Here is a 17,109-nt window from a genome sequence, read left to right on the forward strand (position 1 = left end):
CAATGATTTGCCAAAACTAGTATCAGAACAAATTATAAAAATATTTTTTGTCATATTATTACCTTTCTTTTATCTATATAAATTACAAGAAATGTAGAAATAACAACAGATATCTTAATTTTAATTACATAAAATAAGGGTGAAAAGAGGGTTAAAGGTATGAAAGTAATATTTGTTTGTTTGGGTAATATTTGTAGAAGCCCAATGGCAGAATTTATTTGTAAACACTTATTAAAAACAAAATATAAGAATTTACACTTAAAAATAAGTAGTGCTGGTACTTCTGATTGAAATGAGGGTCAACCCATGCATAGAGGTACAGCTAAAAAACTAGAAGAAAATAATATTGAACATGAAGGATTTGTTAGTAAAAAGTTAACTAAAAAAATGTTTGATGATAATGACTTAATTATAGTAATGGATAATAGCAATTACTCAAATGTTCTAGGCGAATTTCACAATAAAAGCAAAATTAAAAAGATAACAGAATATTTAGTAGAAAACAAATCTAAATATAATGAAGTTCCAGATCCATGGTATACAAACAATTTTGAGGAAACTTATAAAATATTAAGTGAGTCAATTAACAACTTGTTAGCTAAATTAGAAAAAAATAATTAAAAAATTAATCAATAATAAATTTAAAACTTCATTTAACTTGAAAATAATTATTCAATAAATATGATAAATTTCTTAATTATTGTTTTTAGAACCTTTATTACTACTATTCATTTTTAAATGTTTATTAAATTAAACAAATCAACTAATTGGATAGACAAATTAAATAACTATAACTTTTTTATGATTATAGTTATTTGGTGCTGATAACAGTATGCCATCAAACAATTTCATTAACAGACTTATGCAAATATCATGTTAGCAGTAGTATCACAATATAGGAAAAGCATTAAATTTATATTTATCAAATAATTAATTTTAAAAATAATATATGTGAGTGCTCACTTGTTTATGCTGGAATTAACTTCAACTTTTAAAATAATTTTGATAATAAAAAAATATTTAAATCTTAGTTGTCCAAAATGTATTCATATTTATAAAAAGAAAAAAGGTTTATTATAAACCTTTTTTACTTTACTAATTTTGCTCTTTCATATTGTTTAGGAAATTTTATATCAATATTTAAGTCTTCACTTGCTTGTATTGGTCAGTAAGGATTTCTTAATAATTGTCTACCAATATACACAGCATCTGCTGCTTCATTCTCAACTATTTTGTTAGCAGATTTAGCATCAACAATTAACCCTCCACCAATACAAGGAACATTAACATTTTGTTTTATTTCCAAACAAAAAGGTATTTGATAACAATCATATGCTGTTATCTTGGCATCTTCAGTAGTTCCACCAGTACTAACATCAATTGCATCAATTAGACTTTGTTTAATTAAAGGATTAAGCATTTCTATAAAATCTTGTGGTTTGTTACCATTAGGGTGTCAATCATATGCAGAAATTCTTACTATTATAGGATAATCTGACCCATTTGCTTTCTTTATTCCAGTTAATATTTCTTCTAATAATAATGCTTTATTTTGTCCATAAACATCATCTCTTTGATTTGAAATTGGAGTTAGAAAAGAAGAAAGCAAATATCCATGAGCTGCATGAATTTCTACCATATCAAACCCTGCTTTTTTAGCTCTTATAGCAGCATCTATAAAATGCTGTTTTACTTCTTGAATTTCTTTTATTGTCATTTCAGTAGGGGTTAGATAATTTACATATTTACTTTCAAACTTTATAGGACTTGGTCCATATATTTTATCTACATATTTTGATTCACATTTTCTTCCTGCATGTCCTAATTGGATTGCTGCTTTTGCTCCAAATTTATGTATAGCAGTAGCAATTTTAGATAAACCAAAAATAAATGAATCATCTCAAATACCTAAATCTTGATCAGTTATGTTTCCGTAATGTTGTTGAACAGATGTGGCTTCTACTATTATTAAACCAACTCCACCAATGCTTCTTGAACCATAGTGAAGGATATGAAAATCATTTACTTCTCCATTTTTTGCTGTATGCATACACATAGGAGGCATCACTATTCTATTTTTTATTTCAACATTTCCTATTTTAAAACTATCAAATAAATTCTTTTTCATGTTGAACTCCCAAAATCTTTTTACATTAAACTCTTATTGTCTTGAACCAATAAGAGACACTTATTATTTATACGCTTAACAAAACATCTTTTATAAATAAATTTCAATTTTATGAATGCTTATATAAAAAGCCAATTTATTTGGTTAACACCTTTGCTTATAATCTATATTGCTAAATCTTTTTATTAATTCTTTTTTACAAATAATATATAATAATATAGACGTCATAACATTAGAAGTGAATCGTGTCAGGATAGAAATATAGCAGCACTAAGCAATATCTTTTGTGTATGGCGTCTTTTTTATTAGAATTTAAAAAACTATTGGTGTATTTATTAAAAAATAAACCAATAGTTTTTTTATCTTTCACAAGTTGTTTTAGGAAGTCTAAAGTATAAATATCAAACAGTATAACCAAAGATCAAAAACCCTGAAATTGAACTAATGATAATTGGAGCACATTGATATAATCAAATGTTCTTTGTTGAAATAGAAATGCTTCAAAGTATAAATAACATTGGCAATCCCAATATCAATCCATACATAATAGAAGATATTAATGCATGCACAGGTTTTGCAACTGATTGAAAATATAACATTCCAGATAATAAGAAAGCATAGATGACAAGTTGAGCTGTATTAATATTTAATAATTTAACAGTATCCCAATATTTTGGTGAATCAATACTCACATTAAATAAATTTAATAATCCACCATTGCCAAAACCAAATGATGTAAATAAAGGCCCAGAAACTATAAAAAATATTGCTCCATACCCAAAAGCCATTCCAGTTGATATTCAAAAAGCTTTTCTAATATTTTCAGTTAATCCCCTACCATGGTTATAACTAATTACAGTTCTAGCACCTCTTAAAATTCCAATCATCGCGCTAAAAAATAAGTTATAAATTGGGGTAACTGCACCCATAATGCTAGTAAAATAAGTAGCATTTTGATTGGCTATTGAATATATTGATACACCCTTTATTGCTAATCCATATAAAGATAATTGAACAATACTAAAAACTGCAGTTGATGCATTTCTAAAAAAACTAGCTGTTCCAATTCTTAAAATATCTAAAACAATTTTTCAGTTAACTTTATAATTTTTCAATGATAAATTTTTGAAAATCATAAATGTATCATTTCTTTTATTTTTGTACAACAAATAAGTTGTAAACATAAAATTAGACAATATATAACTAACCACAGTTGCAATTGCTGATCCATATACACTTACATAAGCACTACTTGATGGTGAAAATTTCAATAAAACTCAGTCAGTTAAAATGTTAATTGCATTTGAAATTAAAACCACAATTGTAGGAATTGCATTTTTACCTTCACTATTTAATAAAGAAACATAATAAATTAAAAAATTATTAAATATGTTAAATATTGTCAATATTAAACAATAGTTTGTACAAAGCTTAATAGATTCTTGCTGCAAAGCAATAATAATAGCTTTTTGTTGTTCAGAATAATTATCTGCTGCTCCTAAGTGAATTTCTTGGGGTATGATAATAAAAACACAAGCTGATAAAACAATAGAAGTAATTATAGAAAAAGATAAACAATTATAAAAACTGTTTTTTCATATTGAATTAATATCATAAATTTTTTTAGTTCCAAGAGCTTTAGAATAAAGAATTGCAGACCCCAAACCACTTGCCAATGAAATTGCTGTACATAGTACTGTTATTGGGCTATTGCCAGCATTAACAAGCCTAGTTATTTCATCAACTACACCCTTCATTGTTCCATAAGTTGGGTCACCTACAAACATAGTGCTAGATCACCCAATAGTTTCTTGAATGTAATCTATATAACTTTGATTTTGTGGTAATATTTGTTGCATCAAAACTTGATCTGCAAAAACATAAAGGCCAGATGCTAAAGAAACTGTAACAGCTAAAAAAACAATTCTTAATAGCGATTTAAAAATAGTTGTATTTTCAAATAATCTAACAGCACTATCCAACTGAGATTTTTCTAAAGTATTTTTATTATTAGGTTTTTTAAAAAATATTTTCATAACTAAATATTCTAGATAATCATAATATAAAAAGCAGTTAGTAATACAATAATTGAGTGTAAAAAATATTTTCTGTATTAAAAAATAAAAATTTCATATATTTATAGTTTGGTCAGTATTAATAAAAAATCCTTTAACAAATAAATGTTAAAGGGAATTAGTTGCTGTTTTCTTTTTGAAACAATAAATATAATTTTTCTTTATTTTTTAATAGCTCAATTTCTTTTTTATTATTTTTTGGCAAGATCTTATCATGATCAGATGTTTCAATAGAAGATAAACTTTTACAAATTTTATTATTAGCTTCTACTTCTATTTCTTGAGTAAAAACAATATCATATGGCATTTTTTTTGCTATATTTTTGTACTCTTTGAAGAAGTTATTTTGTTTTTCTAAATATGGTATTACTTCATTTTTTTCATCAATTAATTCTTTTTCAATTTCTTCTTCAAGTAATGTTTTTTGATTTTCATTACTGAAAACAAATTCAGAAAGAAAAAATGCATTTTCAAATAATTTTCTTTTACTAAGTTTTTTTTGTTTCTTTCTACTTACAAGAACATTTGAATCATCCATAACTTTTTTGGTAGTGACTACTTTTTCATCATGTTGGTTAATGGTAGCTGATGGGTTGTTTTTAAAATTAGAAGAATCATTGTTATAAAAAAATTTTTTCATATTTAGTTAATTGTCCATAATATTCTAACATATTTAGTTTTTATTTTTGTTGAGTTGCTTTATGTTTATATTTCAAAATAACTAATTAACTTTTTAGATTATTATTTTCTGCAGCTCTTAAGAAAATTCCAACAATTTTTTCAATATCCTTTATAATTTCAGGATTTTTATATTCTTTAATATTTCCTTGCAATGAATTCAACATGTATTGGAAAATTGCATATGCTAAATCTGATATTTGATAATCTGGGTGATTTGGGAAATAGTAAACATATAAATCAAAAATTATTAAGTAGCAAAACTCTTGTAAAGATGGTTCTTTATATGTAAATTCTTCAACCAGTTTATTTAGTTCTACAAAATATGGTGAACTCAGTAAAACATTTACTGATTTAATATTAATTTTAAATATTTGATCAGCAAATGAATTGTAGTAATCAAATTCATAATCTAGATTCAATGGTTTAAGAGCAATAATAAGGTTTTGTTTATCTATATCAAAAATTTTTTTAGAAGATAAGAAACTATCAAATATCTTAAGCTCTGAAACTTCAATATTATCTTTATATCTTTCTAAAAAAATACTTAATGCTACAGAGTTAATTGTTTTACCATTGAGAATAGAATTAAATAATTCTTCTCTATTTAATGATTCATATTTTACTGATTCATTTAAATAATTAATCTCTGCAGATAAGTTATAAGAAATTGTCATAAAAGCTTCTTCAAATTCTGAAGGAATATAAGGAGAATCCAATTCATCATTAACCATTTCTAAAGCTTCATTTATCTTTTTATCTTTCACTAAAGCATCAACTTTAGATAATATGTTTTCATAATAAATGGTTAATTGGTCTTTTGGCTTTTCAGTTTGTTTCTTTTTACTTGCTTCCTTTTTACTCATTATGGTTAGTGACCTTTCTTTTTTTAGCTAATAAACGCAAAAGCTCTGGGGAAATAAATTTAAATATTGCTTTGCGAAACTCTTCAGATTGAAAAAGTTCTAAAGTTTTTTCACAGTTATCAATAACTTCTTTTTCATATCTATAGTCTTTCCGATTTGATTCATATTCATCTATATCTAAAATTTTATAAATTTCAGACGATGTATTTCTCATCTTAATATCCAAATCAAAATCAAAGTACTTAATAGCTTCTTCTTCATAAATGAATGGGCTAGCAATATTAACATAGTATGCAATTACATTATTAGAAGATAAAGTTGCTATTATGTTATATCACTTATTAGGAAAGAAAAACCAAAATGAATTTTTAATATTTTTAGAAATAAAGTTTCTAGGTGAAAATTTTTCATTAGTAATAACCTTTGAGTTAACCAAAGATACAACAGTAAAATTTTTATTAGAATCTAATACTTCTGGAAACTCTCATGCCCTATAAAGTCATCCATTTCGTTTATATGCATGTACCATAATTTTTTTATTATTTTTGATATTCATAATGAATCCAATATGGATAGTTAGAATAAATTTATATTATAAAAAATTCTTAAATGCAATAATAGCCTTTTTCAAAAACTAAAATATAGTAAAAATATGTGCTTATTTTCAAATACAAAGTTTATTGAAAATTAGAATTTTAATTATTCAATATCCAACACTTTTAAAATTTCATTAATATTTATTGAATTTTTATTAGATGAATTTTCATCAAATATTTGATTAATTATTTCTCTTTTACTTTCTTGTAGAGATAATATTTTTTCCTCAATAGAATCTTTAACAATTAGTTTATATATAAAAACATTTTTTTCTTGACCAATTCTATGAGCTCTATCTGTTGCTTGATTTTCTAAACTAAGATTTCATCAAGGGTCATAATGAATTACAGCATTAGCAGAAGTTAAAGTTAAACCGGTTCCACCTGCTTTTAAAGATATTAGAAAAATTTTAATATTGTTTTTATTGTTAAACTCATTAACAAGTTCCATTCTTTCTTTTTTGTTTGTTTCACCTGTTAATACTAAAAAGTTTATTTTTAATTTTTTAAGTTCTTGAGCTATCAAATCAATCATTGAAGTGAATTGAGAAAATAATAAAATCTTGTCATTGTTTTTTATTAAGTCTTTAATTAAATCAATACATAAATTAAATTTAGAACCATTAATATCACTGTTCTCATATGAAAGTTTTGGAGAACAACATATTTGTCTTAGTTTAGTTAAAACAGAAAAAATGAAAGCACCTTGCTTATTAATTGTTTTATCTTCTATTCCTTTTCTAATTGCAATTTGAGATTTAGATAACTCTGCATAATACATTTCTTTTTGTTTATCTTCAAATTCACAAGTCATTATTTTGTAAGTTTTTGATGGTAATTCTTTTAACACTTCTTCTTTTGTTCTTCTTAATATAAAAGGAGAAATTTTTGTTTTTAATTTTTTTAAAGCCTCTTCATCCTTAGCAATAATTTTGTCTTGGAAGAGAGATTTAAATAATTTGTAATCATATAAAAACCCAGGCATTATGTAATCAAAAATACTTCAAAGTTCTAATAAATTATTTTCAATTGGTGTTCCTGTTAAAGCAATTTTATATTTAGAATTAACTGATTTAGTGTCCTTAGAAAATTGTGTGTAGTGGTTTTTTATTTTTTGTGCTTCATCAAGCACTTGTAAATAAAATTCCATATTTCTATACACTTCAATATCTTTGTTTAACAAGTGATAACTTGTAACAATAATCTGATAGTTATGAATATTATTTAACACTTCATTTCTTTCTAATTGTGTTCCATCAATTATTCCTATTTTAAGAAATGGTGCAAACTGAGATAATTCTTTTTTTCAGTTATATACCAATGAACTTGGACAAACAATTAAACTTGGTAACTTAGTTTTATTATTGTAGTAAACATCTGATAATAGAGAAATAGTTTGCATAGTTTTACCTAGTCCCATTTCATCTGCTAAGATTCCACCAGCATTTAAATGCAATAATTTTTTTAGTCATAAATAACCAGCAACTTGGTATTTTTTTAATATGTTTTTTAAGTTAACAGGCAATTCATTTTTTACATCTATTTCTGTATCATATAACTTTTTAACATATTCTTTTAAACCATCAGAATTATCAAGAGTAAAGTTTTCTAAAAAATAGTTACTATTTAATCTATTAACCAAAATTGAACGGTCATCAATAAAATCTATTGATGTATTAAGAAGTTTTAAATCTTCATCAAATTTTTCAAAGTTAATATCTAAATCTAAGTTAATAACTTTATTATCTGATAATGTTACATATTTTAGTTTTTGTTTATAAGCAGCTAAAACTTTTAAAACATCTTCTTCGGAAAAACCTTCAATTGATCATTCTATTTTTAAAAAATCATTTTCAAATGAAGATGCAGATACATGAAATTCTTTTTTAACCTTAGGTTTAAAAATCAAATTCTCAGATATTTTGATTTTATATAAATCGTTTTTTATAACCTTTCTATTTCAGTTTAAAAAATCTAAATATTTTTGATGATCAACTATTTCAAATACACTAAACTCAGCGTTGTAGTAATTGAAAAAATTTAATAGTGGTTCTAAAAGATTTTGTTCTAAAAATCTTTCTCTTTTAAAATAGTTAGTTTCATTTTCCTTATAAGGATATTCAATGTCTCCATAAAAAAAAGATATTTTAGCAGCAAGAACATTTAATAATTTTTCATAATAAACTTTAACTTCTAAAACAGGATCAATTTTTGAAACATTATTTTTAATAATAAATAAATATTGAATTATTCTTTCATAATTACTAAATAGTTTTTTAATAGAAAGATAAAGCTTATAAAAATCATTTTTAGAAATCTGCTTATTAATAAGTTCAGTAAATGATTCAACATCATTTAAATAACTTAAATCATATTTATAAATATAAAGATCACTTTTACCTTTTGAATGAACAAACATGAATAAATCATTTTTAGATGTGAAGTGAAATATGTTCAAATCTCTAGATGTTTTTAAAAGAAATTTTCTCTTGTTGTTAATAGAAGATTTACACTGTTCATTAAAATCATAATTATATTTATCTAGATAATATGTGGTAGAATTTCAAAATGAGTTAGATTGGTAAAAAAATAAAATATTGAATTTTGAACAAAATTCTATTCATTCGCCTAAATCATTATCATCAATCAAAATACTTTTTTGTTTGTAAGTAACATCTTTTGAATTTAAGAAATTTTTTAATTCATTTAATAGTAATAATGAATTGTATTCAATTTGGTTTTTATTAAAAAACAATAATGGGAAAAAGTAATATTTATCATCATGTGAAAATAATTCTTCCACATTATTTATAAAGAATTTTTTATAAGACTGTTCAAAGTAAAACTCTACTTCAATTTTCTTTTTTCCATTACTTAATTCTTTAATCACTGGAGCTACACTAAAAGAAACATCAGATGCATTTCTATATTGAGCAAAATCATGCTTAACATATTGGTTGTATAAGTCTATAACATGCACTATGTGAGCACATATTTTTTTAGACATTAAATAAATATCACAACTACAATCACAATCAATTACATGTTCTTCTTCAATTTTAACTTTTATTGAATAAGAGTCTATGTAACAACTTACAATAATGTTTGAATTTTTTTCTTCAATTAAAAAATCTGATAATTTAGTACTAACTAAAAAATCACTACTTTCTTTAACAACTTCTGGAGAATAAAAAAAATCTTTAAGATCTGCAATGTTTATAGTTTTCATAAATAACAAAAGAATTTTATAACAAGATAGGAATTTAGAATTAAAAAATTATTTTTTTATTTCACTAAACATTTTCAGATAGTCCAAATATCTTTGCTTATATATCTTATTTTCATCAACCATTTTTTTAATAAAACAATTTTGTTCATTTGTGTGTAAGCAATTTTTAAACTTACAATGAACACTATTATTTCTAAAATCAGTAAATGAATTGGCTAATTCAAGTTGAGTCATATTTAAATCCAAAGATCCAAATCCAGGAGTATCAATAACAAAGCCTTCGTTAAAAGGAATCATTAAAGAACTTGTTGTGGTATGTTTACCTCTATTTAGAGCTTGTGAAATTTCTTGAGTTCTTAATTCCAAATCTGGTATTAAAAAATTAATAAGAGTTGATTTACCAACCCCTGATTGACCTGCAAAACAAACAACATTATTTTTAATCATATTTAAGATTTTTTCTTTATTCTTTTCTTTATCTAATGAATTTAAAACAATGTAACCATTTTGTTCATATTGTGAAATTATTTGATTCATGTTTTTTGATTCTTGTTTATTTAGTAAATCCATTTTTGAAAAATAAATAATTACATTATTAATGTTTCTTGCTTCATAAAAAGCCAAAAACTTATTTAACCCATATGAGCTGAAATCTGGTTCTTTTACAGAGTTCACAATTATTAAAGTATCAATGTTTGCAACTTTAGGTCTTATTAATAAATTTTTTCTTTCATCTATTTTTTCAATTACATATTCATATTGATCTTTTACAAATTCAACATTATCACCAACAGTGATAATTCTGTCTTCTTGTTTTAGTTTTTTTCTAATTACAGCATTAAACTGTGATTTAGTTGATAAATCATACAATAAAAAGGAATTGGCAATTTTAAATAAAATTTTAGCATTCATATTATAAGTATATAGATAAAGAAAATATAAGTAGAAACAAGAATAATAAAACTATCCCAGAAACTGCTCAAAATGTTGGCTTTTTTAATAAGATTTGTTGAAGACTTTTTTTATCACTTATTTTAAATGAGTTGCCAAATTGATAACTTCTTTTGCTTGTTGGTATCAATAACGGTTCTTCTTGATCTTGCCCTGAAATAACTCTTTCTATTTTTTCAATATCTGCAATTATTTGTAAACAATCATCATATCTGTATTCAATATCATGAGACTTAGAAGCAGTTAATTTTAAAAACATATTTTCTATTTGGTTTTTAAATTTAGGATTTATTTTTTTCAAAGGAGTAATATCATATTTTTTAAAATATGTAATTACTGATGGGTCCATTTCATTTTCTATTTCCAAAGGTTTTTCACCAACAATCATTTCATAAAAAATAATACCTAAAGCATGAAAATCAAATTGCTTAGTAACTCTTGGTCTATCCTTGTTCATACCAATAACATCTGGGCAAATATAAGGGATGGTACCAAATACATCCACCTCATTTGATAAAATATTGTAGTCATTATCATCTATATTTTGAACAACAGAAGAAACTCCAAAGTCAGAAATCTTAACATCAAGCAAATCTTTAGATAATAAAATATTTTCAGGTTTTAAATCTCTATGAATGATAGTTCTTTCTCTATCATGCATAAAGTTCACACCTAATATAATTTTTTTAAATATAGATAAAGCTTCTACAATTGATAAGCACCCTCTGCTTCTGATCAAACTCTTTAGTGATGGGCCATCAACATATTCCATTGAAAAAACAATTGAATTACTAGTTGAAGAACTAGGGAAACAAAGCTCTAACTCCACAATGTAAGGATTATCCATTAATCTTCCAATTGTAACTTTTTCATCTAATATTTTAGTTCAGTTATCAGCACTGGTATCCAAAGTTCTTTTGATAAATTTTAAAGCCACATATTTGAATTTCTCTAAATGATTATCTTCTTCATTGTAGTTAATATTTTGTGCTAAATAAACTGTTGAATTCATTCCACCAGTTCCAAGCAATTTAATTATTTTGTACTTATTTAAGTAAGTTGTACCAACTAAATTATCAATTTTTTTCATTTATAAAAAATACATTAAGAATTAACTTATTGAATAAATTCTAAATTATAAAATGGTTTTTTATTAAACAAATAGCAGCACAGAAAATTTACTATACAAAACTTATTAGGAAAATAAAACTCTTATTAGAAGTCTTTCTAATAAGAGCTAAAGTCAAATTTTATGTGTTTGAGTTTTTAATATTTATTTATTTATTTTATTAAATATTTTTTTGCTTTATTAATTTTTATTTTCTATTTAAAAATTTCTTAAATTTGCTAAATCTTTTTTTATTAAAACAACAATTTTTACTGTACAGATAATTGAATATGGTGAGAAAAATATTCCAATTAAAGATCATTTAAAATATTTATCATAATGAGGAAAATATTTTTTTAATCTACTTATTTTTATTGTTAGAACAATCATTAATATTGCATTAGGAATTATGTAAAATAAGATGATGTCATCAATCATTATAATTAATGAAGTCATAGCTATATTAGCTTCTAAAAGTGTAGGTTCTAAATTTCAATATTTATACAAAAACCCTGCCTTCAAAGCAAGAATAATAAAAATTGCAGTAGAGACCAACATTAATCCTGAAGCTAAACTATATAAGACTATATATACTCATGCAAGTGCATTTGTACTTTTTAAAATTTTGTTAATCTTTTTAAAAAGTTTTTGATTGTTAAATATTTCTTGATATTGATGTTGGTTTAAGTTTTTGTCAAAATCTGTATAATTGTCTTTATGATTCAAATATAAATTGATGTCCATATTATTAAATCAAAATAAAAAGTTGGTAAATAAAGTAGTTAATACAAGAACTTCCTATTTTGCCTCCAATTTTTATAGAAACCTTAGTTATTAAAATAAAGGATCTATATCTATTTTAATTTTAATTGTCATATCATTGATTCAGTTAACCATACTAAGTTTTATCATTAAAAATAATGGGTAAAAAAAAGTAAAAATTGGTTGTAGGACATTCCTTAAAGAGTCGGTTCAAAAAAACAAAAACATTGAAATTTTTATTTAATAGTTTCTATCTGTCTTGTTCTTTTAAAAGTTTTAAATCCTCTTTTATATTAATTCTTAAATTAAGGATACTTGAAACTAGTCTTGGTGCAAAAAATATTCCCATTAATGCTAGTTTGTAGCATTTTTCATATTTGGGTGAAAACTTTTTTAACCATCTAATTTTAAAAAATAAAATTAGTCCAAAAATCATATTAGTTATTAAAAAGAAAATTACTAAATCATCAAATCATATAAGCAGTAATGTTATCAATAATCTATATTCAAATGGTGTTATTTCTATACCATAGTTTATATAGGTTATATAAAGTTTTAACTGTAACACTATTAGTGGTATTCATGTAAAAAAAAGTATAAATGTAGCTAAAGATACTAGAACTAAATAAATTCAAGAAACAAGTCTAACACTTTTAATTTTCTTAATAAAAGTTTTTATGCTAGAATTTTCATCTTTTTTTGCTCTCAATAAAAACATTTAACTCTTTACTATTAGTCATAAACTATCCTATATATTTGGTATTTTTATTTGCTCAATGTTAATATAAACTCTATTCCCTAGTTTTTAGGAAACAAAAAATAAAAAATATAAAACTTTAATCTTTCAATAATAGCAATAAATAAAAACTTAACATCAGTAAATGAAAGATAAACATAAACAATAACCTTTCATCTTATATATTATTTTATTCCAATATTATTAAATGCTTTAGCTTGAACTTTACCTTCTTGTAACTAATAAGTCATTCAAAAAAACTTTTATTATTTATAAAAACTTAAAGTATCAATGTGCGGAAACAAATGACTAATATTATTAATAAAATTAATTCCTATATAAGGAATAAATATGTATTTAAGCTGCCAATAAGTACATTTATAGATAAATATTAAATCCATTTCTTTTGCAGTTAATCAAATTTAAAGCATTTAAATATATCAAAATTATGAAAATGGTAATTAAATAAAAAAATTGAAATGTTATACACACAAAATAAATATGTGTATACTTAAACATTTCAATTAGCAAATTTGTTTAATATTAGAAATTAGAAATATAATCTAAAAATTCTTGCATTTTTTCAGCTGTTGTTACATCTTCAAAATAGTTGGATAATTTAACTCCCATTTTAAAGGATCACTCTTCTACTCTATCCAATTGCTCTCTACTGATTTGAGTTTTATCACTACAATTGTTTCTGAATAACAAATTATTTCTTTTTAATTCATTAAAATCACTTTGAGATAAATTATTCATTTTTTTAAAATGGTTTAGTGTTTTATCTTCTTTATTTAGTAAACTAGCAAAATTAATATGTTGACAATTGTGACAATCATTACAAAGTAATAATAAATTAGTTAATATTTGATGTCTATTTTCATAATTAAATGTTCATTCTTCATGACAATGTAAATACTTTAAAACTTTAGTATTTTTAGGATCAAATTGTCTATTACAAAATTCACATTTATATTTTTTGTATTTTCTAACATTATTTACAATTGTGTTTCAGTGTTCTTTTTTTAAAATATATCTTAAGTTATTATAATGTGCTCCAGCTGGTAAATAATCTAGTTGGAAAATTAAGGATTTACTCATAGCTATTTATCCTTATACATATTTTTCTCTAAGAATAGTCCAGTATAAGATACAGCTTTTTTCTCAATGATTTCTTCAGGTGTTCCATAAGCTACTAATTGTCCACCATTAATTCCACCATCTGGTCCTAAATCAATTACATAGTCTGCACATTTTATTAAATCTAGATTATGCTCAACAACTATTACAGTGTCACCATTGTCCACAATTCTATTTAATACAGTAATTAGCTTAGCAATGTCATGGATGTGTAATCCAGTTGTTGGTTCATCTAATACATAAATTGTTTTTCCAGTTGCTCTTTTTTGAAGATACTTAGCTAGTTTAATTCTTTGAGCTTCTCCTCCTGATAAATGGGTTGAAGAAGTTCCTAGTTTTAAATAATCTATTCCAACTTCAACCATTAAATCTAATTTTCTTTTAATTTCAGGAATTTCATAGAAGAAGTCTCTTGCTTCAACTACCGACATTTCAAGAACATCATAAATTGATTTGCCTTTATATAAAACTTGAAGTGTTTCTTGATTATATTTTTTACCATTACAACTTTCACACTTAACAAACACATCTGGTAAAAAGTGCATTTCAATTTTTATTAATCCATCACCAGAACAGTTTTCACAACGTCCTCCTGAAACATTAAAAGAGAATCTTCCTTTTTGAAATCCTCTAGCTTTAGCTTCTTTTGTATTTGCAAATAGATCTCTAATATCATCAAAAACAGATACATAAGTTGCAGGATTACTTCTAGGTGTTCTACCAATTGGATCTTGAGAAACTTTAATAATTTTATCTACATTTTTAAGACCTTTAATATCTTTAAAAGGAGCAGGAACAATAAAAGGATTAGTTAATTTCTTTTCTATCCCTTTAATTAATGTTTCATTAATTAAAGTAGATTTACCACTTCCTGAAACCCCAGTAACTGCAATTAGTTTATTTAATGGAAAACTCACAGTAACATTTTTTAAATTATTACCACTTGCACCAACTAATTCGATTGTCTTTCCATTACCATGTCTTCTTTTACTAGGAACTTCTATTTTTAGTTTTCCAGATAAATATTGAGCAGTAATAGATTTTTTATTTTCACTAACTTCTGAAACTGTTCCAGCAGCAACTACTTCACCACCAAAGTCTCCAGCTTTAGGACCAATATCAATTAAATAATCTGATGCTCTAATAGTATCTTCATCATGTTCAACAACTATTAAAGTATTTCCTAAATCTCTCATCTTCTTTAATGTTTCAATTAGTTTCTCATTATCTTTTTGGTGTAAACCAATTGATGGTTCATCCAATACATATAAAACACCTGTTAAAGATGATCCAATTTGAGTAGCTAATCTAATTCTTTGAGATTCACCACCTGAAAGTGTAGAAGCACTTCTAGATAAAGTTAAATAATTTAAACCAACATTTTCTAAAAAAGATAATCTATCTACAATTTCTTTTAAAGCAAGGTGGGCAATATTTCTATCAGTTTCATTTAGTTCTAATTCAATAAAGAAATTAGTTAAATCATTAATATTTTTTTCAGTTAAATCAATTATATTTTTATTGTTAATTTTTACTGATAATGCTTCAATTGAAAGTTTTTGACCATTACAACTTGGACAGCTTAAGTTAGACATGAATTTTTCATAATATTCTCTAGCACGTTCAGACTGTGTTTCACTAAATCTTCTCATGATTAGATTAACTAAACCATTGTTATATAAAAAACTTGAACTTGAATATATTGATTGTTCATTAACATCTATTTTTAATTCACCAATATCTTCATCACCATAGAAAATAATATTTTTTTCTTTTTTACTTAATTCTTTAAATGGGACGTCAAGATTGATGTCATGTTCTTTTCAAACACTCATCTCTCTTTTTAAATCCATTGTTGGTGTCATCATTACACTTCTAAAATATGCAATTGCACCTTCTTTAATTGAAAGAGATGGATCTGGAACTATTTTTGCAGTATCAGGTAAAAAGTTAAAACCTATCCCATTACAACTTTTACAAGCACCAACTGGAGAGTTAAAAGAGAAAAATCTAGGTTCTAATTCCGGGATTGAAAAGCCACATTCATTACATGCATGGTTTTGAGAAAAGAATAATTCTTTATCATCAACTAAAACAATAACTTTACCATTTGCTTCTTTAACAGACTTTTCAATAGCATCATAAATTCTACTTCTAGTAACTGTATCATTATTCAAAATAATTCTGTCTATTAAGATATCGATGTTATGTTTTTTAGTTTTTTCTAATTCAATTTCATCATCTAAAGAATAAATATTTCCATCAATTCTAAGTCTTAGATAACCTTGTCTTTTTAACTCTTCTATTTTATTTTTAAAAGTTCCTTTTTCTTGACTAATAATAGGAGATAAGATTTGAATTTTTGATTCTTCTTTATTTTCATAAACTGTATCTATCATTTGTTTGATAGACAAAGTAGATATTAGACCATGTCCATTAGGACAATAAGGTTTACCAATTCTTGAAAATAATAATCTTAAATAATCATAAATTTCAGTAACTGTACCTACTGTTGATCTAGGGTTATGAGAAGTTGTTTTTTGATCAATTGAAATTGCAGGAGATAAACCTTCAATTGAATCAACATCAGGCTTTTCATTCCCTCCTAAAAATTGTCTAGCATAAGAAGATAGTGATTCTAAGTATCTTCTTTGACCTTCAGCATAAATAGTATCAAAAGCTAAAGATGATTTACCACTTCCACTTAATCCAGTCATTACAACAAATTTGTTTTTAGGAATATCTATATCAACATTTTTTAAATTATTCTCTCTTGCACCTTTTACAACAATAAAATCTCTAGTATTAACTTTGTTATTCATACAATTACTCCTTATTTA

General features: G+C 24.3%; 12 protein-coding genes and 1 other RNA gene. 2 read left to right on the plus strand and 11 right to left on the minus strand.

The annotated features are described in order from the left end of the window. Positions 1-159 precede the first annotated feature (159 nt). The gene (locus MYPE_RS04620; RefSeq protein ID WP_011077718.1) at positions 160-621 is read left to right on the plus strand and encodes a low molecular weight protein-tyrosine-phosphatase; all 462 of its coding nucleotides are present in this window, start codon (positions 160-162) and stop codon (positions 619-621) included. A gap of 466 nt (positions 622-1,087) precedes the next feature. Here MYPE_RS04620 and MYPE_RS04625 read toward each other — a convergent pair whose 3' ends face one another. Continuing rightward, complete coding sequence (locus MYPE_RS04625) at positions 1,088-2,128, minus strand: NADH:flavin oxidoreductase/NADH oxidase (RefSeq protein ID WP_011077719.1); 1,041 nt, start codon at positions 2,126-2,128, stop codon at positions 1,088-1,090. 216 nt (positions 2,129-2,344) lie between these two features. Between MYPE_RS04625 and ffs the strand changes: the two genes are divergently transcribed. Next, positions 2,345-2,433: signal recognition particle sRNA small type (gene ffs, locus MYPE_RS05535), an RNA gene on the plus strand. Between the two features lie 54 nt (positions 2,434-2,487). Here the strand turns inward: ffs and MYPE_RS04630 are convergent. The 10 genes from MYPE_RS04630 to uvrA all read right to left on the minus strand — a co-directional run bounded on the left by MYPE_RS04630 (position 2,488) and on the right by uvrA (position 17,091). Continuing rightward, the gene (locus tag MYPE_RS04630) at positions 2,488-4,164 is read right to left on the minus strand and encodes an MATE family efflux transporter (RefSeq protein WP_011077720.1); all 1,677 of its coding nucleotides are present in this window, start codon (positions 4,162-4,164) and stop codon (positions 2,488-2,490) included. Between the two features lie 157 nt (positions 4,165-4,321). Continuing rightward, entirely contained in the window at positions 4,322-4,843 is a 522-nt protein-coding gene (locus MYPE_RS04635) for a hypothetical protein (RefSeq protein WP_011077721.1), read from the minus strand. 85 nt (positions 4,844-4,928) lie between these two features. Beyond that, positions 4,929-5,747 (minus strand): DUF3196 family protein, encoded by an 819-nt coding sequence (locus tag MYPE_RS04640; RefSeq protein ID WP_011077722.1) that lies wholly within the window; start codon positions 5,745-5,747, stop codon positions 4,929-4,931. Beyond that, positions 5,740-6,303, minus strand: a complete 564-nt coding sequence (locus tag MYPE_RS04645; protein WP_011077723.1) for a DUF402 domain-containing protein — start codon at positions 6,301-6,303, stop codon at positions 5,740-5,742. The genes MYPE_RS04640 and MYPE_RS04645 overlap by 8 nt, the downstream gene beginning before the upstream one ends. 143 nt (positions 6,304-6,446) lie before the next feature. After that, positions 6,447-9,572: an SNF2-related protein gene (locus MYPE_RS05495; protein WP_011077724.1), complete on the minus strand. Its 3,126-nt coding sequence runs from the start codon at positions 9,570-9,572 to the stop codon at positions 6,447-6,449. Positions 9,573-9,620: 48 nt separating this feature from the next. Further along, the gene (rsgA, locus tag MYPE_RS04655; protein WP_011077725.1) at positions 9,621-10,484 is read right to left on the minus strand and encodes a ribosome small subunit-dependent GTPase A; all 864 of its coding nucleotides are present in this window, start codon (positions 10,482-10,484) and stop codon (positions 9,621-9,623) included. Position 10,485: 1 nt separating this feature from the next. Further along, the gene (locus MYPE_RS04660; RefSeq protein ID WP_011077726.1) at positions 10,486-11,613 is read right to left on the minus strand and encodes a serine/threonine-protein kinase; all 1,128 of its coding nucleotides are present in this window, start codon (positions 11,611-11,613) and stop codon (positions 10,486-10,488) included. Positions 11,614-11,850: 237 nt separating this feature from the next. Next, positions 11,851-12,375 carry a hypothetical protein gene (locus tag MYPE_RS04665; RefSeq protein WP_011077727.1) on the minus strand — a complete coding sequence of 175 codons (525 nt, stop codon included), beginning with the start codon at positions 12,373-12,375 and terminating at the stop codon, positions 11,851-11,853. Between the two features lie 1,297 nt (positions 12,376-13,672). Continuing rightward, positions 13,673-14,230, minus strand: a complete 558-nt coding sequence (locus tag MYPE_RS04675) for a hypothetical protein (protein ID WP_011077729.1) — start codon at positions 14,228-14,230, stop codon at positions 13,673-13,675. A gap of 2 nt (positions 14,231-14,232) precedes the next feature. Then, positions 14,233-17,091 carry an excinuclease ABC subunit UvrA gene (gene uvrA / locus MYPE_RS04680; protein ID WP_011077730.1) on the minus strand — a complete coding sequence of 953 codons (2,859 nt, stop codon included), beginning with the start codon at positions 17,089-17,091 and terminating at the stop codon, positions 14,233-14,235. Positions 17,092-17,109 lie beyond the last annotated feature (18 nt).

Source organism: Malacoplasma penetrans HF-2, from assembly GCF_000011225.1.
Taxonomy (GTDB): Bacteria; Bacillota_I; Bacilli_A; order Mycoplasmatales; family Mycoplasmoidaceae; genus Malacoplasma; species Malacoplasma penetrans.